At 62.7% G+C, this 23,402-nt stretch carries 14 protein-coding genes; 5 read left to right on the top strand and 9 right to left on the bottom strand.

Annotation, left to right across the window (positions count from 1 at the left end; translation table 11 throughout):
* The first annotated feature begins 243 nt into the window (after positions 1–243).
* Positions 244–651, top strand: coding sequence for a VOC family protein (locus R4P64_RS27490; protein ID WP_033236742.1), 408 nt, complete (start codon positions 244–246; stop codon positions 649–651).
* 69 nt (positions 652–720) lie between these two features.
* On the opposite strand, the gene R4P64_RS27485 is transcribed toward R4P64_RS27490, so the two are convergent.
* Complete coding sequence (locus tag R4P64_RS27485; RefSeq protein WP_045069594.1) at positions 721–1,695, bottom strand: sigma-70 family RNA polymerase sigma factor; 975 nt, start codon at positions 1,693–1,695, stop codon at positions 721–723.
* A 174-nt stretch (positions 1,696–1,869) separates the two neighbouring features.
* Here R4P64_RS27485 and R4P64_RS27480 point away from each other — a divergent pair, with 174 nt between their 5' ends.
* Both R4P64_RS27480 and R4P64_RS27475 read left to right on the top strand, forming a co-directional pair.
* Entirely contained in the window at positions 1,870–2,571 is a 702-nt protein-coding gene (locus R4P64_RS27480; protein WP_172937465.1) for an HD domain-containing protein, read from the top strand.
* Between the two features lie 683 nt (positions 2,572–3,254).
* Entirely contained in the window at positions 3,255–8,741 is a 5,487-nt protein-coding gene (locus R4P64_RS27475; RefSeq protein WP_317823412.1) for a carboxyl transferase domain-containing protein, read from the top strand.
* 54 nt (positions 8,742–8,795) lie between these two features.
* On the opposite strand, the gene R4P64_RS27470 is transcribed toward R4P64_RS27475, so the two are convergent.
* Together R4P64_RS27470 and R4P64_RS27465 are read right to left on the bottom strand one after the other, a co-directional pair.
* The gene (locus R4P64_RS27470) at positions 8,796–12,659 is read right to left on the bottom strand and encodes a cation-translocating P-type ATPase (protein WP_317823411.1); all 3,864 of its coding nucleotides are present in this window, start codon (positions 12,657–12,659) and stop codon (positions 8,796–8,798) included.
* Positions 12,660–12,661: 2 nt separating this feature from the next.
* Positions 12,662–13,102: a hypothetical protein gene (locus R4P64_RS27465; RefSeq protein ID WP_317823405.1), complete on the bottom strand. Its 441-nt coding sequence runs from the start codon at positions 13,100–13,102 to the stop codon at positions 12,662–12,664.
* Positions 13,103–13,296: 194 nt separating this feature from the next.
* On the opposite strand from R4P64_RS27465, the gene R4P64_RS27460 reads away from it, so the two are divergent.
* Positions 13,297–14,244 carry an aldo/keto reductase gene (locus R4P64_RS27460; RefSeq protein ID WP_084702989.1) on the top strand — a complete coding sequence of 316 codons (948 nt, stop codon included), beginning with the start codon at positions 13,297–13,299 and terminating at the stop codon, positions 14,242–14,244.
* Positions 14,245–14,280: 36 nt separating this feature from the next.
* Here the strand turns inward: R4P64_RS27460 and R4P64_RS27455 are convergent, their stop codons facing one another.
* Both R4P64_RS27455 and R4P64_RS27450 read right to left on the bottom strand, forming a co-directional pair.
* The gene (locus tag R4P64_RS27455) at positions 14,281–15,057 is read right to left on the bottom strand and encodes a hypothetical protein (RefSeq protein ID WP_045069586.1); all 777 of its coding nucleotides are present in this window, start codon (positions 15,055–15,057) and stop codon (positions 14,281–14,283) included.
* A gap of 148 nt (positions 15,058–15,205) precedes the next feature.
* Entirely contained in the window at positions 15,206–16,453 is a 1,248-nt protein-coding gene (locus R4P64_RS27450) for a hypothetical protein (protein ID WP_239654785.1), read from the bottom strand.
* 100 nt (positions 16,454–16,553) lie between these two features.
* On the opposite strand from R4P64_RS27450, the gene R4P64_RS27445 reads away from it, so the two are divergent.
* Complete coding sequence (locus tag R4P64_RS27445) at positions 16,554–17,867, top strand: DUF5691 domain-containing protein (RefSeq protein ID WP_045069584.1); 1,314 nt, start codon at positions 16,554–16,556, stop codon at positions 17,865–17,867.
* A gap of 60 nt (positions 17,868–17,927) precedes the next feature.
* Here R4P64_RS27445 and R4P64_RS27440 read toward each other — a convergent pair whose 3' ends face one another.
* From R4P64_RS27440 to R4P64_RS27425, 4 genes are all read right to left on the bottom strand, one after another.
* Positions 17,928–19,058, bottom strand: a complete 1,131-nt coding sequence (locus tag R4P64_RS27440) for an acyl-CoA dehydrogenase family protein (protein ID WP_317823404.1) — start codon at positions 19,056–19,058, stop codon at positions 17,928–17,930.
* Positions 19,059–19,066: 8 nt separating this feature from the next.
* On the bottom strand, positions 19,067–20,242 hold the full coding sequence (locus R4P64_RS27435; protein ID WP_317823403.1) for an acyl-CoA dehydrogenase family protein: 1,176 nt from the start codon (positions 20,240–20,242) through the stop codon (positions 19,067–19,069).
* A gap of 104 nt (positions 20,243–20,346) precedes the next feature.
* Positions 20,347–20,793 (bottom strand): hypothetical protein, encoded by a 447-nt coding sequence (locus tag R4P64_RS27430; protein WP_045069580.1) that lies wholly within the window; start codon positions 20,791–20,793, stop codon positions 20,347–20,349.
* A 72-nt stretch (positions 20,794–20,865) separates the two neighbouring features.
* Entirely contained in the window at positions 20,866–23,400 is a 2,535-nt protein-coding gene (locus R4P64_RS27425; RefSeq protein WP_033236734.1) for an ABC transporter permease, read from the bottom strand.
* Between the last annotated feature and the right edge of the window lie 2 nt (positions 23,401–23,402).

Genomic DNA, 23,402 nt, shown 5'->3' with positions numbered 1-23,402 from the left:
GTACAACCTCGTGTCACTCACCCTCGCAGGTGGGAGTCGGTGTCCGTGTCGCTCTGACCTGGAATAAGTTACGCGAAAATCAACACAACACCAAATCGCCTGGTCACAGCGCTGCGAATAGTTAACAGAGGGAAATACTCAGCAAGATCCCCGCTCCCCCGATGATTTTCTGCGTCTCGGATGGTCTGCATCTGTGAAAGGAACCAAACAACAGCGGTTCCACCCGACAGCAAGGAGTACCTGATGTCCCGACTGCTCTTCGTCAACATGCCTGTGAAGGATGTTTCCGCCACCCGCTCTTTCTTTGCCGGGCTCGGCTTCGAGTTCAACGACATGTTCAGTGACGAGAACACTGTGTCGATGATCGTCAGCGATGCGGCGACTGTCATGTTCCTGAACGAGCCCCGATTCGGCGACTTCATCGCGGACGACATCTGTGACACGTCGAAAGCCCGCGAAGCCCTCATGTGCATCTCTGCAGAGAGCAGAGAAGAGGTGGACAGCTTTGTCGATGCAGCCATCGCGGCCGGCGGCACCAAGTGGATGGAGCCTCAGGATCACGGCTTCATGTACGGACGTGCATTCCGCGACCTCGACAATCACGTCTGGGAGGTCATGTGGATGGACCCGGCTGCGGCAAATCCCCAGTAGTGGCGAATCCGCAGTAAGACTGCAACCGTCAGGGGTTGTGCGCGGGTTTCGCGTGCAACCCCTGATTTATTACAGCTCGGCTGGTAGACCGAACCTGGGAAACAGGCTGAGATCGAAGAAGCAGGTCACATGCGATATCCCCGACTCGGTGACGTCGAGAACATGCAGCTGGAAGGCATGGTGAATGCCGTCCTCCTGACGCATGTAGAGCCCGAACGCCGGCTGACCGTTGGCCGATGTAGGTAGTAGACGCATTGCCCCTGGCCCGTCGGCCGGGCATTTGTCCCCGATGAGCTGGCCGATCGCCTCGGGGCCGCGGTACCAACCCTCGAACGGCGGCATTTCCCAGACCGCGTCGCGCGTGAACAGCGCGACGATGGCGTCGACGTCGTAGCTCTCGAAGCTACGGACGTATTCACGCAGCAATGTTCGCGCTTCCCCGGAACTGGGTTCGATGAGAGTGTCTTCGGTAGGCGCGATATTGCTGATCTGTGCGCGCGCTCGTTGTAGAACGCTGTTGACCGCGGTCGTGGTGGTATCGAGGGCTTCGGCTACCTCTGCCGCTTTCCACTGCAACACGTCGCGCAACACCAATACCGCTCGCTGCCTCGGAGAGAGATGCTGCAGCGCCGCGATCAATGCCAACCGCACCGAATCTCGCTGCACCACCATGACGGCCGGATCGTTCACATCACCCAGCGACGAGTCGGCGATAGGTTCGAGCCAGGCGATCTCATTGCGCTCGATCAACTCGTCGGATGGATCCGAACTGGGCGCACCCAACCCTGTCGGAAGTGGTCGCTTGGCGCGCCCTTCCAAGGCGGTCAAACACGTATTCGTCGCGATACGATAAAGCCAGGTTCGAAACGACGATTGGCCGCGGAAACCGTCGAACCCCCGCCACGCGCGGATGAATGTTTCCTGGACCTGGTCCTCAGCATCATGGATGGAACCCATCATGCGATAGCAGTGCGCCAGAAGCTCTCGCCGATACGGATCGGCAAGTGTCAGAAAATCGCTGTCCAACGCCTGATCGACTGTCATTTCCTCAGACTAGTTGCCAAAGCCGAGATACACAGGAGGACTCGAGGCAACAACACATGTCATTTCCTGCCCCACAAACGAGAGGTTCCTATGCACGACACCACATCGATCAGCCGCACTTTCGACGCTATCGCTCTCAAAGAGATGGACCCAGCACTCCTTGCGCTCGCAGTCTTGGAGGCAGCGGAGCGGGCGTCCATTTCCGTCGAAGCCTTGCAGCAAGCGATGAATGTAGCCGCGCTCGCTCACATCGACCAGAACCGCAAGAACGGAATCAAAAACCCGGAGGACCCCTATATCGTCCACCCGTTGCGCAATGTTCTCAGGCTCCTCCGATACGGATGCGTCGATGCCGACGTTCTGGCGGCCACGGCTCTCCACGACACGGTGGAAGATCAACCCCGCGCCGTTATCGAACTGTTGTCCGGCCACCCGACCTCCGAAGAGGACAAATCCTTACTCCAACAGTTAGCGTCACAGGCCATTTCGAATACCTTCGGCAGTCGAGTAGCGAATATCGTTGCAGCCGTTACTAATCCGATCAACGACAGTCAAGATGGAAATACTGTCAGTTATCAGGATCATGTCGTGGCGGCAATTGAAGATCCCGCCGTATTTCTCGTCAAATTCAGCGATTTCGTCGACAACGCGGGCAGCGTGAAGCATCTCGGCGAGCCGACGCGAACAAGGCTGTCCGCCAAGTACGCCCCCCTGGTCCGGTATTTCCGCACGGGGGCAAGCACACTCGGTAACCAGTTGAATCTTCCCCAGTCCGGACTTGACGACATCACTCACCATCTCGACGAACTGGAGGCTCGACTTCCGGTTGAGAGCTCAGATCCCCGCGAGCCCGAAAGCACTTCTACAGCAACGTAACTGGCAGTCATCGCAGTGAGGCCTGGGTTGAACCCTTGCCGCGAGTCACTCGGGGCCGCGCCGGGGTAGATCCGATTAAACCTGTGAGACGCAATTTCCTTGCTCTGCATTTGCGTGGCGTTAACGTACTCGCCAGTAGTACCGACGGGTAACACTGGCCAGTAGCATAGGGCAAATTCAAAACTACTGCGCCAGAATCGAATTTGTTACCCACGAGTATTCATTTTCGGCCCCGACTCGGCACTCCGTGATCCGCATCACAACGCCGAAAGTGTCTGTGGCACAGCCAATTAAACGATAAGCGTTACCGCAGTTCACGTTGACTAATATTCTTGAATTCGCCCAGGTGACATGTGGGCGCACATACTGCATCCTTAGATAAACCAGGGACTCCCTGGAGGCAGAAACACTATGTTGCTATTTCGTGATTGGAGCGGTTCTGAGTCCATGCCACAGGCGTGACGCGTGCACTCGGCGTCACCGGACTCACGAACCCACATGGCAAACACCTGCAGATGCGTATCCGGGGGCTAGCAATTCGCATCACCGCAGTTTTTGTCACAGCAGCAGTGCCCACAACCCGGAGCAAGTCAAAACCACAGCATGACGGTATGTGACGCACGATCAGCCCATATCGCGTCGTACGCGACGTATGAATCTCATCAAGGACGGTGGCAGTGACAATGTTCAAACGAATCGCAGTGGTCAATCGAGGTGAGGCCGCAGTCCGCCTGATCAGGGCAGTACGCGAACTGAATGCTGAACACGACTACGGCATTCGCGTCATTGCACTGCACACAGAGGCCGAGCGTCGGGCCATGTTCGTTCGCCAGGCAGACGAGGGCGTAACGCTGCGCAGCACCGGGACCGGCAGCCCGTATCTCGACTACGTCGAACTCGAACGGGCGTTGCTGGCAGCCAAGGCCGACGCAGTCTGGGTCGGCTGGGGCTTTGTCGCCGAAGACCCGGCCTTCGCGGAGATCGTGGCAAAACTTGGCATCACGTTCATCGGCCCCAGTGCCGACGCCATGCGACTGCTCGGTGACAAGGTTGCCGCAAAGATCCTCGCTGAGAAGGTCGGCGTCCCCGTCGCGCCGTGGAGCGGTGGACCAGTCGACACGCGCGCCGACGCTCGTCGCCACGCACAGGCCATCGGCTACCCGCTGATCATCAAGGCTCGCAGTGGCGGTGGTGGACGTGGAATCCGCAAGGTCTGGGCCGAGGACGAACTCGAAGTTGCGCTCGAGCGCACCCAGGGTGAAGCCGAGCGTTCATTCGGCGATCCCGTCGTCTTCCTCGAACGCCTGGTCACCGACGCCCGCCACGTCGAGGTGCAGATCATCGCCGACAACCACGGCAATGTCTGGGCCCCCGGCGTCCGCGACTGCTCGATTCAGCGTCGCAACCAGAAGGTCATCGAGGAATCCGCCTCCCCCGTCCTGACCGAAGAGCAGTCGAACCACCTCAAAGAGGTGTCGGCAGAACTCGTCAAGGCCGCGGGATACCAGGGCGCAGGCACAGTCGAGTACCTCTATCAGCCCGAGAACAAGCTGTTCACGTTCCTCGAGGTCAACACGCGCCTGCAGGTCGAGCACCCCATCACCGAGGTCACCACGGGCATCGACCTGGTCAAGCTGCAGATCCTTGTTGCCAGCGGTGAGGAATTGGTCGGCGATTGCCCTCCCGCATTCGGTCACGCCGTCGAGGCTCGTCTCAACGCCGAAGACGCCGACAACGATTTTGCGCCGGCACCCGGCACCGTCCAGTTGCTGAAGTTCCCCCTCGGCTCGGGTATCCGCGTCGACACCGGAATCGCAGCCGGCGACGTCATTCCGCCCGACTACGACTCGATGGTCGCCAAGGTCATCGCCTGGGGACGCACCCGTCCGGAAGCCCTAGCACGCCTGCGCACGGCGTTGCGGGAAACCACCGTCGTACTCGACGGCGGCACCACTACCAAGTCGTTCCTCCTCGATCTTCTCGATCGTGACGAGGTCATCTCGGCGTCCGCCGACACCGGTTGGCTGGACCGCACCGGCGCTCTGGATTCCACGACGCGTCGCGCCGACGTCGCGCTTGTCGCCACCGCGATCGACGCCTACGACGCCGAGGAATCGCTAGAGCGCGCAGCATTCCTCGCGTCCGCCCGTGGTGGCCGTCCCCGCGCCAACCACGCGATCGGCCGCACGGTCGAGCTGAATTACCAGGGTCAGGCGTACAAGCTGACCGTCGGCCGTACCGGTCCGCACAGCTATCGCGTCGACGGCGATGCCGGTGATGTCGAGGTGGACGTCGATCGGCTCGGCGACTTCGAGTCACGCCTGGTCATCGGTGATCGACGTTTCCACATTGTCTCCGTCGCAAGCCCGTCGCGCTACCTCGTCGAGGTCGACGGCATCAGCCACCAGATCAGCCAGGACGACGCCGGTGTTGTCCGCGCGCCCGCTCCCGCTGTGGTTGTCGCAGTGCCGGTTTCCGTCGGTGACGACGTCGAAGCCGGTTCTACCCTTGTGGTTCTCGAATCCATGAAGATGGAAACCGCGGTTCGCGCGCCGTATGCCGGAAAGGTCCGCGAGGTCCTTGCGACGGTCAACTCGCAGGTCGACGCGGGAGCACCGCTGCTGCGTGTCGATCAGGTAGGCGACGAAGCTGTCACCGAGAAGGCTCCGCGCGTCGAATTCGATCTGTCCGCTTCGACTTCCGGTTCGGACACCCGCTCCGACGCTCTGGCCCAGCTCGAAGCTCTGACCGCGATGATCAGCGGTTACGACGTCAGCGGCAAGCATGCAAATGCGGTTCTCGCCGAGTACGACGCACTGCGCAGCGCTCTCGAGTCGGAAGATCGCGAACTGGTGCAGGCGGAACTTGCCGTTCTGACCACGTTCGCCGATATCTGCGAGCTCTCCCGCAACAAGCCCACGTCAGGCGAGACGGAGAAGGACGAGTCCGTCCACAGCCCGCGCGAGCATTTCCACACGTTCCTGCATTCGCTGGACGTCGAACGTGAGGGCGTCCCGGCGTCGTTCCGCACTCGCCTCGAGCGCGCCCTGCGCCACTACGACGTCACCGATCTCGACGATCGTGTCGCCGTCGAGGAAGCTGTCTACAGACTCTTCCTCGCGTTGCAGCGCATGGAAGCCCAGATCCCGGTCATCGCAGCACTTCTCGAAGGCTGGCTCGCAGGCGACAAGGCACCCGGTTGCTCGGCGCAGGAACTGAACGAGGTCCTCGACCGGCTGATCGTGGCAACGCAGGTGCGCTTCCCGGTTATCGGTGACGTCGCCCGCAACCTTCGATTCCGGTTCTTCGACGAGCCGCGCATCCGCAAGGTTCGCGAAGACGTGTACGACGGTGTGCGAGGAAACATCGCGTACCTCGAAGAGCAGCCGGACGCTGCAGACCGCGCCAAGCGGATCGCCAATCTCGTGGCAACGCCGGAACCGCTGCTCGATCTCTTGGGCCGCAAGATCGGTCTGGGTAGCCGTGACGGCGGACCGTTGGTCGAGGTCATCACGCGCCGCTACTACAAGATTCACTCCTTCGAGGACGTGCGGGCATTCGAGCATGTCGACCGCCGCTTTGTCACCGGCAACTTCGACCTCAAGGGTGACGGCCTCCATCTGGTCTCGACCGTGGCCGAATTCGACGCTCTCGGAACCGCTCTCGACGACGTCACCACGATCGCGCAGGACGCCCCGGCCGGTCGCGGTCTGGTGATCGACATCTACCTCGACTGGCCGAATCAGCCGGCCGACGGTGACACTCTTGTCGAGACACTCCGAACTGCGCTCTCTCGCAACGAGACCGTCAACCGCTCACGCCGCGTGACGGTCATCGTCTGCAACCCGAACGGTGATCCGGTCCGCTGGGTCACGTTCCGTCCCGTTGGCGGAGAACTGGTCGAGGACCAGATCATTCGCGACATGCACCCGTTGACCGGTCAGCGTCTCGACATGTGGCGTCTGAAGAACTTCAACGGCAAGCGCCTTCCCGCCCCGGAGAACACCTACCTGTTCCACCTCTCCGCCAAGGAAAACCCGTCGGACGAGCGTCTGATCGCGCTGGCCGAGATTCGCGACGTGACACCGCAACTCGACGACGAAGGCCGGATGGTTGCGCTTCCCGCAATCGAACGCACCCTCGCCGCGTGCCTCGACGGTATCCGCCGCGCCCAGAGCCAACGCGGCGACAAGCGTCGTCTGGCCGCCAACCGGGTTGTTCTCTACGTGTGGCCACTTGCCGACGTTCCCGCTGATCGATTCTCCGTGATCGCACAGAACGCCGCCCGCCTGACCGTCGGCGCCGGAATCGAAGAGATCACCTTGATCACGCGTCTCAAGGATCCCAAGGGCGGAGCGCCCGAAGAAGTTGCGTTGCGCTTCTCGTACCGCGCCGGCGCCGGAGTGGTCATCAACAAGACCACCCCGCCCACCGAGCCGCTGCTCCCCCTCGACTCCTACGCCCAGAAGGTGCAGAGCTCACGCGCTCGCGGCACCGTCTACCCGTACGAACTGGTGCCACTCCTCACCGGCAACAAGGGCACGTTCGTCGAGCACGATTTCGACGACGCCGGAGTTCTGGCTCCCGTCGACCGCCCGTTCGGCCTCAACAAGGCCGGAATTGTTGTCGGACTTGTCAACACGCCGACGCCTCGTTACCCCGAGGGCATGACCCGCGTCGCGCTGTTCGGTGATCCCACGAAAGCACTGGGAACTGTTGCCGAGGCCGAGTGCTCCCGCGTTGTCGCTGCCATCGACCTGGCGGAAAAGCTGAACGTGCCCGTCGAGTGGTTTGCACTGTCCTCCGGTGCCACCATCTCCATGGACAGCGGCACCGAGAACATGGACTGGGTCTCCCGCGGCCTGCGCCGGATCATCACGTTCACGCAGAACGGCGGCGAGATCAACATCGTTGTCACCGGCATCAACGTCGGCGCGCAGCCGTACTGGAACGCCGAAGCCACGATGCTCATGCACACCAAGGGCATTCTGGTGATGACCCCGGACAGCGCCATGGTTCTGACCGGCAAGCAGTCACTGGACTACTCCGGTGGTGTCTCGGCTGAAGACAACTTCGGCATCGGCGGCTACGACCGCGTCATGGGCCCCAACGGCCAGGCACAGTACTGGGCACCCGACCTCACGGCCGCGTGCGAAATCCTGTTCCGCCACTACGCGCACTCGTACCTCGCTCCCGGAGAACGCTTCCCGCGTCGGGCGAACACCGCCGACCCGGTCGACCGTGACGTGCGTAGTTTCCCGCACACCCACCCGTCGAGCGACTTCGAGACCGTCGGCGACGTCTTCTCGTCCGTCAAGAACCCGGATCGCAAGAAGCCCTTCGACATTCGGACGGTCATGCGTTCGGTGGTCGACCAGGACCACTCCGTGCTCGAGCGGTGGGCCGACATGGCCGGCGCAGACACCTCCGTGGTGATCGACGCGCACCTCTCCGGATACCCGGTCACCGTTGTCGGCATCGAGTCTCGCGCAATTCCGCGTAAGGGACACTTCCCCGCCGACGGTCCGGACACCTGGACGTCGGGAACGCTGTTCCCGAACTCGTCGAAGAAGACGGCCCGCGCCATCAACGCTGCAAGTGGCAACCGTCCGATCGTGGTGCTGGCCAACCTGTCCGGCTTCGACGGCTCCCCCGAGTCGCTGCGCAACATTCAGCTGGAATACGGCGCCGAGATCGGCCGGGCCATCGTCAACTTCGACGGCCCGATCGTGTTCTGCGTCGTCTCCCGCTACCACGGTGGCGCGTTTGTGGTGTTCTCCGGAGCACTCAACGACAACATGGAAGTTCTGGCCGTGGAAGGATCGTTTGCGTCCGTCCTCGGCGGCGCACCCGCCGCAGCGGTGGTGTTCACTCGCGACGTGAACACCCGCACCAACAAGGACCCGAAGGTTCAGCAGCTGGAATCGGATCTTGCCGCAGCGAAGGACGACACCGAAAAGGCACGCCTGCGAGTCGAACTGAGTGCCCAGCGCATCGCAGTGCGCTCCGACAAGCTCGGCGAGGTGGCAGCGGAGTTCGAGGCCATCCACAACATCCAGCGCGCCCGTGAGGTCGGATCGGTGGATGCGATCGTGCCTGCCGCCGAACTGCGTCCGCAGATCATCGCGGCCGTCGAGCGTGGCATGAAGCGCGCAGTCGCGCAGCAGTAATCACAGCAGACAGATGGCCCCCGTCGGATAAATCCGGCGGGGGCCATCTGTGTTTCAGCTCTTGTTCTCGGGCAGCACCAACCGCTCGATGACGGGCGAGGCGACGGCCGCTAGAGTCGTTGCGCCGCAAGCACATCCGATTGCCTGTGCCCAGGCAAGCGGACCGAGTGGAGTGCAACCGAGGAACTGGCTCACGACCGGGGTACTGACAAGAATGCTGAGCACTCCAACGGACCCCACAGCCGTCGCGACTACCAGTGGACTTCTCGATTCGATCAAGGTTTGGCCGAGCTGAGTACCCACCAACGCCACCAGAGCCACCGTCGACGCACGCCGCGCTCGACCGGTCATCCGGGCAAGAATCCACGCGGACAGAGCACCGGCCGCGGTTGCGCCGCCGCGGACGGCAATGGTGCGCCACAAAGCGTCTGCGTCCGTGGCCGGCGTATCGCTGCGGCCTTCGGCAGTCGGCGTACTCACTGCCAATGCCGCGGCGGGCAACGCATCGGTCATAAGATTGACCAGCAACATCTGCCGCGCATTGAGCGGAGATATCCCGGACAAGGCGCTACCCATCAAGGCAAACGCCACTTCACCCGCGTTACCGCCGAGCAGGACACCCACCGCGGAGCGCACCCGCTGCCATAACTGCGCTCCTTCGTCGAGCGCGTCGATCAGTCCACTGACCCGACCTTGCAGAAGGACGATGTCCGCGGCGCCCCTGGCGGGATCGCTTCCGCTGGACGCAACTCCGATACCCACGCTGGCAGCGCGGATCGCGGCCGCGTCGTTAGCGCCGTCGCCCACCATCGCGCACACCGAGCCACTGGACTCCAGGGCGTGGACAACCTGCACCTTGTGCTCAGGTGTCATCCGCGCGAACACAGTTCGTTCCGCAACCGCTGCCTCCTTTTCGGTGTGGGACATGTTCTCCCACTCCGAACCGGTGAGCACGTCATCCGGGTCCACGTCCAACCCCAACTCCCCCGCAACCGCTGCCGCGGTCAGTGGATGATCGCCGGTAATGACCCGCACGCCCAGTCCCCGATCGCGAAGTTCCGCGACAAGTTGCCCGGCATCGGAGCGGAGGGTGTCGGAAAGCCCGAGCAGTCCGACCGGCTCCAGATCATGTGCGCAGCACTCTTCCAGAAACTCGGGATCGTGCGCAGCACGCTGCGCGGCCGACTCGGACAGCTCACGCTGAGCCACCGCGATGACCCGGAGTCCGCGCTTTGCCATCTTCTTGACATGCCCTGAGGACACACGCTTTTTCGATGCGGCTGCATGCGAAACGAACTCGGGTGAACCTTTGAGGGCAATCCGATGCCCGATCAACGCGGCAGAATACGGCCGGCCGGATCGGAACGGCACCATCGCCGACGCTTCCGCATCCTCGAATACAAGTGGATGCGCCAAAACGTCGTCGGCTGCACTGACAACAGCCGCGTCGGTCGAGTGAAAGACCTGATCTCCACTGTTACTCAAGGCACTTCGCGCGGCAACTTCCAGAATCCGATTTCCCCGCCACCCGTCGACCCGCTCTACTGCCGCGACGTGCAGATGGTTCTCGCTCAGCGTTCCGGTTTTGTCGAAGCACACCACGTCCACACGACCCAGCGCTTCGATCGAACGCGGTGAACGTACCAGCGCTCCCACCGAGGTCAGTCTCCGCGCAGCGGCCTGCTGCGCCAGCGTGGCAACCAACGGCAGACCTTCCGGCACAGCGGCAACGGCAACAGCGACGCCACCGGTCACCGCCTGCCGTAGCGCTGTGCCACGTAGCAGTCCTAGCGCGGTCACCAACGCCCCGCCGCCGAGACTGACGGGGAGCGTTTTTCGGGTGAGATCTCGGAGTCTGTGCGTCAATCCCACTTCGGGGCCACGCTGCGGTGCCCGGACATCGACTTTGCGCGCTTCGGTCTGCGACCCCACGGCGGTCACCACTGCGCGAGCCGCGCCGGCAACGACGGTTGTGCCAGCGTAGATCATGCAGCTTCGCTCGGCCACCGGCACCCCCGGAGTGGGGTCGGTCTGTTTCTCGACCGGCATGGATTCTCCGGTCAAAGAGGATTCGTCGACCTCGAGCGAATCGACGTCGAGAAGCCGAGCGTCGGCAGGCACCACATCTCCGGATTCGAGAACGAGGATATTGCCGATTCCCAATTGATCTGCCGGAACCCGCTCGGGCTCCGACCCGTTCGATACCCGTCGCGCCAACGGCTCCTGCACCCGAAGGAGTTCACGAACAACATGTTCCGAGTGCAGTCGCTGTATCGCAGACAGAGTGGCATTGCCGGTCAATACGGAGCCCACCAGAAATGCATCGATCGGCGAGCCCAGAATTGCACTGGCCGCCGATCCCGTCGCCAGCACCGGCGTCAAGGGATCCGACAACTCGGATCGGACTGCATCCAGAACGTCACGGCCCACCCGGACCGGCGCAGCGACGCGCGCCAATCTTCCGGATCGAGTTTCAGCCGGCGCCTTCTCGTCGGGCGACGGTAGTTCGTGTAGCACTTCGTCGGTACCCAGTTCATGCCAGTCGTTACGCGAGGAACCTTCGGGTACTTCTACACCGACTGCCGAGCGCGCCAACCTGAACCCGGTCCACAGCGCGGCGCCTGCCCCGACCGTAATCGGCCCCGGCCCGCGTCCGCGTACGCCGGGAAGCATGACCAATGCACCCAGGACCGAAGCACCGCTGGATAATTCGACGCCGCGTCTCGTCGCCGCCCGCGCCGCCGGCAGAGCATGCAGCACGCGCCATACTCCGGCAAGGTCGTGTTCGAGGATATCCGCCGACGGCGGCGCCCGATCAGGCTCGGCCACACCGATCCTGAGCTCAGCGGGCCCATAGAGGCGGACTGAACTGACCACGCAGACATGTGCGCCGGCTTCCGACAGCGTCGTCAGCGCCGATTCCAAGGCCCGGTCGACGTCTCGGTCGCTGTCGCCGGGAGCCTCGAGGAGTTCGTCGAAACCGCCGCGCAGAGACCCGAGAGTGTCGACATCGAGGCTGACGGCGCGCACCCCAGCAGTCCGCAATTCTGCTACTACGGCTTGTGCCAACGGTTTTCGGGTGGGACGAACAAGCACATCCGCGCCGCCGATCCGATGCCAGCCAACAGTAAGCTTGTCGTTTCCCAGTTTTCGCCGCGAACGGTTCCAGATATGAACCCGGTCCGAGTCAGCGACACCGCGGATGTCTGCCACCCGAAGCTCCTGCGTGAGGAGTACACGCGGATCGATCAGAACTGTGTCGACCCGGTCGAGCCGCCGAGCGGCACCGGGGTCGACAACCAGCGATCCCTCGCGCTGCCACAGCTCCCTCGTCAGTACTGCGGCAAACGCCTCTCGGGAAATCTGCAACGCCCGCGGCGCCGCAACGCGCACTGCCGTCGATGCGATCTCGGAATTCTGTGTGACAGCACCGATCACAGCACCACTTGCCAACTGGGCCAGCGCTACTCGCTCCGCGTGACGCTCACCTTGCCCGCGGCTCTCACCGTCCGGCACCTCCGACGACACGGCAACACCCCACTCCTGCGATGCATTACGCAGGCTCCAGGCCTCGCCGAGCAGCAGCGACCGCATGCCGAGATCAACCGTCAACGCCGCAGGGGCCTGTGTCACCACGTCGGTCACCGACTTGGCCGATTCGAGGATCAGATCGGTCAATTCGCGCCCGAGCATACGTTCCAACTGCTGACGCAGAGCCGGTTGATGATGCAGGACCGAGACGCCGGCCGCGAGCAACGACGATCCAGGCAGGTTCGGTACCCGCGTCACCGAGCCTGCCAGTGCCGGAACAATTCCCGCGGCCGCAATGGCCGTACTGAAGGCCCGTCCGATCAATTGGCGCTCGGCCGTGGATCGAAACGGCGTGGACAGAAGTCCGGTGAGTCCGGCTGGGAACATACTCACGCCACCGGTCCCGGTTTGGTCGTATATTTTTCCGGCGTGCCCACACCTGCCACCTGCGCAGAACCCGGCGTCTGGGCGGCACCCAGTTCCGCTCTCGCAGTCTTTTCGATTTTCTTCGGCTCACCTTCTCTCTCACCGTCGTGACGATCCCGCTTACCCTCGGGACGATCCCACTGCCGTAGCACGACGGCCGCGCCACCCACGCCCAGTAGGATCGGCCACTCGACCAAACCGGCAGCACCCATCGCCGCGAGTGTGAGAACAGCCGTCGGCGTCGACTTGCTACCCGCTCGCATACCGTTGCGCATGCCACCGACGGCGCCCCGGATTCCGCCGTTCACTCCTCCGACAACGCCACCACCCACGGCTCCCACCGCACTGGTGGTCACGCTCGCCGCGCCCGTTACTACCCGCGTCGCTTCACTGACCATCGACATCGGACTCTCCTTCTCACAGTCCGTCGAACAAGGTTCATTACCAATTGGCCATACCCCACACCGCCAGAGGCAATCACGAACAGCAACGATTTCGACCCGCTCTCCGGACGCCACACCCCCTACAGGACTGCTACGCGGTACGGTTCGAACGTCGGCGAATGGCGTCGACGTTGCATCGACGGGAGTTCTGCGCAGTGGCGAAAATCGGCAGCTCGGATATCGACATTTTTCGGTTGTCCTTGGGCGGCAACCCCTTCGGGTGGACCGCTGACGAGGCGACGTCCTTCGAGATACTCGACGCCTTTGCCGAATCCGGCGCGAACTTCATCGACACCTCGGACTCGTACACCGCCTCCGCTCCGGGTAACTCCGGCGGAGAATCCGAAACCATCATCGGAAAGTGGATCACCGATCGTGGCCTCCGGGACGACATAGTCGTTGCCACCAAGGTCGGCAGCCACCCCGATTTCAAGGGGTTGAAGGCAGAAACCATCGCCGCGGCAGCGGACGCGTCACTTCGCCGCCTCCAAGCCGACCGCATCGATCTGTACTACGCACACTTCGACGATCCGAGTACACCGCTCGAGGAAACTCTCGAAGCGCTCAACGCACTGGTCGAGAGCGGCAAGGTTCGATACCTCGGAATCTCGAACTACACCCCCGAACGCGTGCGCGAATGGTTGCGAATCACCGAGGAGAACGGGTACGCGCGACCCATAGCGCTGCAGCCCCACTACAACCTGGTGCACCGGAAATCGTACGAACCGGAGCTCGCGAAGATCGCCACCGACAACAACATCAGCGTCTTTCCCTACTTTGCACTCGCGTCCGGGTTCCTCACCGGAAAGTACCGAACCCGCGCGGATATCGACGGAAGTCCCCGCGAACGCATCACGGCAAGTTACTTCAGCGACGCAGGCCTGGCGGTGGTCGACGCGATTGCCGAGATCGCCGAAAATCACACCTGTGAAATGTCGACCGTCGCTTTGGCCTGGCTGCTGACCCGGCCCGGTATCACCGCGCCCATTGCCAGCGTCAGCCGAGTGGAACAGCTTCCGGCGCTACTCGACGCACCGGATCTGGTGCTCACGTCGGATGAGCTCGACCTGCTCGAACAAGTGTCTGCAGCAGTGGGAGCTTAGGCGCAGTGACGGGAGCTTAGGCGCAGTGACGGGAGCTTAGGCGCTTCGGCGGTGCCGCGAACCCAACGCGGCGCCGTCGACAGTCCAGAACACCCAACCGTCGTAGCTCTCGATATCTCCGGAAATATGTCCGGTGACAGCATTCGCAGCAGCTGTCGGGTTGGGGAACCTTCGTCCCTCCATGGGGCCACGCATGATTTCGAGTACACCGCTCGTTTCGTCGAATCGACCGATCCAGCGGTACCCGTGGCAATCGGCGCTCACCTCGACGCGCAGATCGATCACCGGGATCTCGTCGTCGGCGGCGCTCGCACGACGCTTCTTGACGACAACCGCAGCCTTCGCGCGCTTCGGTGCTACCGGCGCTGCAACCTGGATGCTCGGATCCTTGACCGCAGCGACGCCCAGAACGTCCCAGCGGTCATGACCGTGGGCAACCCGTCCACGCGCAATTGCGTGATGCCCCGTCCGGGTGCGACCAGGGGTGTCCATCATCCACAGATCGACCTCGGACCGGATATCGTCCGCCACCTCCACCGACGGCAGCATGAAGAACTGGTGAGGCGTAATCGCAAGATCGACAAAAACCCAGAACTCGGAGCGAGTGTCGTCGCTCTCGATCGACTCGTCCTGGCGCCTGGCCTGCCAATCACCATCGAGCTTGGACCGAACCCGGACGATGCGGGTACTGCCGTCATTGCCCGTCACCTGCACCGGGTTGCGGCGCGAATGCGTCAACCGCACGGCCTGGCCCCCACGCTGGGTTACTTCGGAAATGAACGCGTTGATGCCACGACTTGCGGTGTCTTCCATGGTCGACTTTCTTGAAGCTGTTGCGCCCGGTATCGCCAGATCGGCCTGCGGGTGAGGCGCCAGCGAACAATTGTCGCGTCCAACGCCCGGCGAATCCGGCTCACGGCCGGCTACTTACCTCGACCTTACCGCGCCCTCGCTTCAACACCTAAGGTGCGGGCCGCTCGTTCCCAGAGGTCAGAAGTGCGATGTCGCCGTACAGCGCCGCACGGTGGGCGAACATCAACTCCTCGACACCGTCGAATTGATCCCCGACATAGTGCGTGTTGGCTGCCGACAACTCCCGCGATCCGGACCGCGCGAGCAGGTCGTCGATGCGGCTGTCCAAGCTCGCGGCATGTGCCACCGCGCGCTGCGAACTCAGCTGATCTTCGGCCCGGGAGACCAGGTCACCGATCCGCGCCAATGCCGCAACTCGCTCGACCAACTGATCCCACACTGCGCCGAGGGCCCGTATTCGCGACTCGATCGACGCTCGGGTTGCCTCGTCGCGCGCAAGGTCAGCGGCCTCGTCGAGTTCGGCGAGAATCGACCGCAACGCAACCGTATCCACGGATATCTGGGTGATCTCGTCGGCAAGGTCAAGTTGATTGCGTTGGACGACAAAATGATCGGAATGCCAGGCGTTCGATGACTCGATGCGGTCGTACACGTTGCCGGCCAGATAGAGTAGCGCGTCATATTTCCCGGCCAGGCCGCCGTCGTCGTGGGGCGCCAAGCCGTCGAGCACCTCGGCCACACGACGGCCGGCGTCGGCGAGGACTCCGGAACCCTCGATACTTGCCAACCGTCCGGCGAGTTTGTCGAGTGCCGCGCTCCCGCTACCGGCAACGGAGCCCAGTCCAGTAGTCGACTTCGCCGGAACCGGCGTACGCGTGAGTCCGACGAACAGGGCTTCGCGCTGCTCCACGTCGAGATGTAATCCGTCACGCCGATCCTTGCGAATAGCGCGGACGCTGCTGGCAAAATGGCGATTGGACCGAACGACCGCCGAGCGCGCGGTGTTGACGCGTTTCTCCAGGGCCTGCACACGTCGTTCCAGAACAACCTGCACCGGACCGATTCGGGCAGCGCTCAGCCGTCGACATGTTCGCGTGTACTCGTCCGTCAGGTACCTCAGTTCGGACCAACCACCGATATCCGGGAACGACCGTCCGACCGCGCGGCGATCGGCCATGATCGCCCGGGTCTCGTCGTCGACGTAGCCACCGGCCAACAACAGCGCGACTTCGGTGGACAACTCAGGGCGATTCGATTCGACGATTCCTGCTTCACACCAGGTTCGAACATGGCTGGAAATCAGGGCACGACGTTCGGCAACCGACACATCTGCACCACTGTTAACTTCCGCCCCACTGGTTCCATCACCCACCGTGACGCCGTGAATTTCTGCCATGTCAAGCCTCCCAGGTGCCGAGGTCCACTCTCCCAGAATCTCGACATCCGCGCCGATACCCCGAGTGAAAGTCGACACACCCCTGCCTTACCGTAGGCAAGTGACCTCGCTGCGATCCGCCGGAACGGCAGAGCGTCCGACGCTCCCCGCGTCGGCGATCACGCACATGACGTCACTGCTCGAGACACGGTCACCGTCATTACCCGAGTGGTTCGAGGTTGCCGAGACCTACCGATACGTTGCCCCCGCACCAACTGTTCCCGCGCTCATGGAAGCGGCGCGCACCCACCTCGAACATCGCGAGGCACTCCTTCGGCTCGCCGGCCCGCGCGGACAGTATCTTGCAGACCACAATCCTGCTTGGGCGCAATTGCGTCGGGTCGGGTCACGTCGCGACGAACTGTGGCTCTCACCCGACCCGGACGACCGCCTTGCCTGGTTCGACTACATCCGAACAGTTGACCCCGCACTCGCAACGGAAGAACTCGACATCGCGTGGGACAACGAACCCGCAGATTTACGGCGTGAGTTCCTGAGCCGGTTGAGCGTCGGCCTGGGCGAGCACGACTACGACATTCTCGAACGCGGACTCGACGATCCGTCGCCGCCGGTCCGTGAGCGTTCGATCCAACTGCTCCGCCAACTTCCCGAGTCCCCGTTTGCCGAACGTATGGCTACCCGGGCTCACACCTGGGTGCGGCTCGAGACCAAACCCCTGCGGCCTCGCCTCGTCATTCGGCTGCCCGGTTCACTCGACGACAAAGCCCCACGCGACGGTATCGAAGATGTCGGGGCCCAGTACAAGGGAATCGGCAAATGGTGGCTGCGGCAAGTGGTCACGGCTACTCCCTTGGCATTATGGGAAGCGATGATCGGTTCACCACACGACGTTCTTCGCATTCCCATCGAGAAACAATGGCACGAAGTGATGACCGAATCGTGGACCGCCGCAACAGTTCTGCAGAAGAACCCGGCCTGGGCATCGGCTTTACTCGAGCGGGACGGCCGAAACACCGACCGCCGCGTCGTCGCAATTGCACATCCCCGCGAACGGATCGCGTACATCCTTGCCGGCCATGCCGACAGCTACCTTCTCGGCGTCGACGGCAGTGCCCTGCTGGACGGCATCGACCGCCCCTGGCCTCTGGCGATTGCCCACAAACTTGTCAGCGCCCTCGAATGCGAAGCCGCCAAACACGCTGCCTCCGGCGAAGAATTGGGCATCCACTCTCGCCACAGCCATTACTCGACGCTGCGAAGCGCGCAAGCCAGGTTCCCCCTCGAGGCCGGTGCACTACTGCTGGACGCGGCCGAGCGCACTGCGTCCACCGACTGGCAACGGGCGTTCACCGAGACCGCCGCACACATCGAAGCGCGCCGAATCCGGTTGGACGTGCTGCGGGGCGGACAGTAACAAAATCGGGGCCGCACCCCGCGACTGCGGAATGCGACCCCGATCAGCTCTCGTGAAAGATCAGACCGCAGTGACCATTTCATGGTCGGCAACGCCCGCAGCCAACACACGCAAGTGATCCTCGGTGCTGCCGAGAGTGTGTTCGATGGCAACGAGCCTGCTGACGTAATGACCCACCGGATACTCCGCCGTCATACCGATGCCGCCGTGCATCTGAATTGCTTCCTGACCGATCATCCGCGCCGATCGCCCGATCTGCAACTTGACCCGAGACGCGATGACCGGATCGACCACACCGTCGGCCAGCGACATAGTCGCGTACAAACTCATGCTGCGCGCCAACTCGAGTGACACGTACAGGTCTGCTGCGCGATGCGTCAGCGTCTGGAACTTGGCCAGCGGAACCCCGAACTGCTTGCGGGTCTTGAGGTATTCGGTGGTCAGGCGCAGTGCCTCTTCCATCGCCCCGACAGCCTCGGCACACAAGGCGGCCTGCTCACGGATCTGAGCGGCCTGGATCAGCGCCGAAGCGTCGCCGCCCTCACCGAGCGCCTCGGCGGGAGTATCAGTGAACTCGACCTGCGCACCACGCAAACCGTCGTGAGTTGCGTATGACTTGCGCACCAGACCCGATGCGTCACTCTTGACCAGGAACAGGCCCACTCCGCCGCTCGGCAAGCTCGCGCTCACAACCAGGATGTCCGCAGTCCCACCGTGGCCGACCGGATTCTTGATGCCGGTGATGCTCCAGCCGTCACCTGCCGGCGTTGCCGTCGTCGCGCGCTGCGTTGCAGGCCAACGAATTCCAGGTTCCTGATCGGCAAACGCCAGGAACGTGACACCTTCGGCGACTCCAGGAAGGATGGACGATCGCTGCTCGGCGCTGCCGCCTTCGGAGATCAGTCCACCCGGCGTCACGACTGCGTCCAGAACCGGCTCGGGCGCAAGTCTGCGACCGATCTCGGTCATGACGGCACCGATCTCGACGGGACCCGCGTCCATTCCGCCGTCGTCCTCCGAGAACGTCAGACCAAGTAGTCCGACCTCCGCCAACTGCTTCCACACCTGCGGGCTCCACCCAGGCTCTGCGTCGGTAGTGGCATTTCGTTTTTCCGCGTCGTAGCTACGTGCGAGAAGATCCTTGGTGGTGTCACGAAGAAGCTTCTGTTCGTCATTGAGTTCGAAGTCCATGCCACGCCTCACAATCCGAGGATCGAGGAGGCGATGATGCTGCGCTGCACTTCGCTCGATCCGCTGTAGATGGATACCTTGCGGTAGTTCAGGTAAGCCGGGGCCGAGTGCTGTGCCCAGCCCGCCGACGCGATGTCGGTGCCCGCGTCGAACGGCAGCGAATCGGGGCCGGCGACGTCCATCAGCAACTCGGTGCTGGCCTGCTGTAATTCGGAGCCACGCAACTTCAACAAGGAGGAAGCCGGGTTCGGCTTACCGTCCGCGGACCCTGCGACAACACGCAGTTGGGTGAGCTCCAGCGCAAGCAACTCGTTTTCGAGCTCGGCCAGGCGCGCGGCGAACAAGGGGTCTTCGAGAAGCGTCCCGTTCCCGACCTTGACTTCGGCTGCACGCGCTTTTGCCTGAGCCACACGAACTTTGGAGAAACCGACGCGGGTGACGCCGGTGCGCTCGTTGCCGAGCAGGAACTTGGCGTAGCCCCAGCCCTGATTCTCCTCGCCGACCAGATTCTCGCTCGGAACGCGGACGTCCTCGAAAAAGACCTCGTTGACCTCGTAGCCACCGTCGATCAGTTTGATGGGACGGACCGTCACACCCGGCGTCTTCAGATCGACCAGGATGAACGAGATTCCCGCTTGCCGCTTGGGCGCATCGGGATTGGTGCGAACGAGGCAGAAGATCCAGTCTGCGTGCTGACCGAGCGTGGTCCAGGTTTTCTGGCCGTTGATCACCCAGTCGTTACCGTCACGGACAGCGCGAGTCTTGAGCGACGCGAGATCGGAACCTGCCTCTGGCTCCGAAAATCCTTGGCACCACCAGATATCGAGGTTGGCCGTCGCGGGGAGGAACTTCTCTTTCTGTTCCTGCGAACCGAAAGCCGCGATGACCGGTCCGACCATGTTCGCGTTGAACGCAAGTGGCTCCGGAACAGACGCCAACTGCAGCTCGTCGAGCCAGATGTTGTGCTGAACCGGAGTCCAATCCTTACCGCCCCACTCGACCGGCCAGTGCGGCACGGCCAGGCCGTGGGCGTTGAGGATTTGCTGCGACTCGACCATCCGGTCGCGCCCCAGCTCTTCCCCGTGGGCGTACGCGTTCCTGGTCGATTCAGGAATCTGTGTGCGGAAGAAAGTCCGCATTTCGTCCCGGAACGCCAGTTCCTCGTCGGTCAACGCCAGATTCATCGTGATTCCTTCGCACTCGAAACCGGATTCATGTTCGACTCGACCGTACCCCGATCGCTCACGACAAGGCTAGGACACCCGGAGAAAAGGCGGACCGAATCCGACTACACGGTTTTCAAAACCAAAAGGAACCCACCACCAGCTGGGTCGATGCTCGTTTCGACGTTCAGATCCGGGGCCAATCGCGAGAGCCGATCGAGCAACCACTCCGACGCGTCCTGGGCGTCGTCCTTGCCGGGGCAGCGTGCAACCGCGACCCGGCCACCTTTACGTTCGAGTTGCTCCACAACACCGATGATCGGCGCGGGATCAACCACGAACAACCGATCCGGCCACGCCACAACAGGTTTGACAGCACCCTTCTTGGTGTTGCACGCGCGGTGTGCGAGTCGCTCCACACCGCCCTTGGACTTGCCGCCCTTCTTGGCGGTGTTGATGCTGTCGACACTCGGGCCACGCGGATCGTTCACCGACATATCGGGGTCGACGGGCTCGTCACACAGCCAGCAGCGCCAGGATTCACGATCGCCGACTTCTTGAAGAGTAATCATGGGTAGCAACGCTACCCGTGCGCACTTTTGGCATCGTGAACAGCCAAAAGTGCGCACGTGCGGCTCCGCCGCCTAGAGGTCCGCAATCGCCTCCAGCGGCTTCGTCTTGGCCGCTCGATTGGCCGGCCACAGTGCCGCGAGCACACCGACGATGCCGGAACCGACCAGCATCAACGCAACCTGACCCCACGGAATCGTGATCTCGCCCAGGCCCTGGTCCCGGAGCGTGCTGACGAATCCCCAACCGAATCCGATGCCGAGCACCACGCCGACGGCCGCGCCGTAGACCGCGATGAGAACGGATTCGAGGTAGATCGTGCGCCGCATCTGAGCCCGCTGCATACCGACCGCCCGCAGCATGCCGATCTCTCGACGGCGTTCCACAACCGAAAGAGCCAAGGTGTTGATGATGCCCAGAATCGCGATCACCACCGCCAGCGCCAGGAGTCCGTACAAAATCGCAAGCAACGTATTGATCTGCTGCCCTTGGGTTCCCTTGAACTCCTCACGATCCTGAACCTGGACAACCACGTACTTTTCCGTGGCCTGCTCGAGTTCGCCGCGCAAGGCCGTCACATCGGCACCCGGCTTCGCTTTCACCAGAACCGCAAAATCAGGCAGGCTGGTTACCGGCATCAAGGCCTGATACGCCTCGTCCGAGACGATCCACGAACCGATCAGCTGGTTGTCCTCGAACACTCCCGCAACAACAACCGGGTACTGGGTCCCGTCCGCGCCGACCAACGTCTGCGTCGATCCGACTGTCCACCCGTTGTCGGTCGACGTGGTCTGCGAGACCATCATGTTGTTTCCGGACAGGTCGGCAGTTCCGTCGACGATGTTGTAGTCGAGCACCCCGTCGATCGGACCGTCCAACGACGCGCCCTGCTCGTCCTGTCCGTTCACGGTCGCCCGAACCCCGTGCAGCGACGTTGCACTCTGCACATCCGGGAGCGCGCGCACTGCATCGGCTGCGCCTCGCGGCACGCCCACCGCGTTGGGACCCGTCAGGATGTAATCCGCGGTCACGCCAACGTCGATCAGTGCATTGATACTCGCCTTGGCCGAAGAGCCGAACACGCCGATGACTGTCACCAGCATCAAGCCCAAGGTCAGGGCAAAGGCCGTGGCCGCGGTACGACGAGGATTGCGGACCGCATTGGTACGCGCCAGACGGCCCACCGAGCCGAACGGTTTCGCGAAGACAACACCGAGCGCACCCACGATGGGCTGCGACAGCGCAGGAGAACCGAGCAGAACTGCGATGATCAGCGCAAAGGCTCCGCCGCCGACGGTCAGCGCCGCCCCCTGACCGGTGCCCCTCGAACCGACAACCACCAGGACGACGCCGAGAACACCGAGAATTGCGCCGATCAGCGTCCGGACACGGAGCGAGTCACCGGTAGAAGCGAACTCCTCGCGCATCGCGGCAACCGGCGGAACCTTGGACGCCCGCCGCGCAGGCGCATAGGCACTGAGCGTCGTCACGACAACGCCGACAACCAACGCGACAACAACCGTCCGTGGGCTGACCTGCAGCGAGCCCTCCGGCAATCCGACGTCGAAGGCATTGAGCAACCCGCGCAAACCGTAGGCCAGTCCGATACCGGCCAGCAATCCGATGACGCTGCCGATCAATCCGACGATCAGCGCTTCGGTGACGACGGATCGGCCGACCTGAGCCCGGCTCGCACCCACGGCACGCAACAGTGCCAATTCACGCAGCCGCTGCGCCACGATCATCGAGAAGGTGTTGTAGATGATGAACGTGCCGACCAACAGAGCAATAGCGCCGAACGCCAGCAGGAAGTAGTTGATGAAGCTGAGCGCGGTATCGACCTCGGCCTTGGTCTCCTCACGGACCTCGTCTCCGGTCTGCACCTGCAAGTCCGGGAAGACCTGCTCCACCCGTTGTTGCATCTCGGTCTGCGACAGACCGGTACCGGCTACGTCGATGTAGTCGACATGCTTACCGTCCGTGAACAGGCTGCGTGCCTGCTCGTCGGTGAACAACGCTCCGATGAAACCTCCGGTGTCACTACCGGACCCCTCGTAGATACCAGTCACCGTGACATCGACGATTCCTCGCGCCGGCACCAGTATCCGAGCCTGGTCACCGACCGACAAACCCGCTTTCTCCATCGCACTCGCATTCAATGCGATATCTCCGGCAGCCTCAGGTGGGCCACCTTCCGAGTACGGATCGGGCGGTGTGATCGCCCGCTCTGCCGGCAAGTACGACGTACCGATGCTCGGAGCGCCACCTGTTTGCACGGCACCACCGTCTGCGTTGATCAGAACGATCTGTCCACTCACGGCAGGTGCCACGGCACGAACTCCGTCGATGGCTGCCAGCTTGTCGACATCCTCGATCGGAACGCCACTGGTGTTGCGATCCGGCATCGACACCCGGACGTCGACGCCCTGAGCAGTGTTCTCGAAAATCGAGTCGAACGTCTTCTGCAACGTATCCGTGAACACAAACGACCCGGCGACAAACGCCGTACCAAGCACCACCGACAACACGGTGAGCGCCAACCGCACCTTGTGCGCCGCCAGGTTACGCAACGACACCTTGCGCATCGGCGAATTGGTTATCGAAGCCATAT

Origin of the sequence: Rhodococcus sp. IEGM 1366, assembly GCF_033142425.1 — a bacterium.
GTDB classification, from domain to species: domain Bacteria; phylum Actinomycetota; class Actinomycetes; order Mycobacteriales; family Mycobacteriaceae; genus Rhodococcus_F; species Rhodococcus_F globerula.
This window is presented reverse-complemented; position numbering and strand designations above follow the sequence as displayed.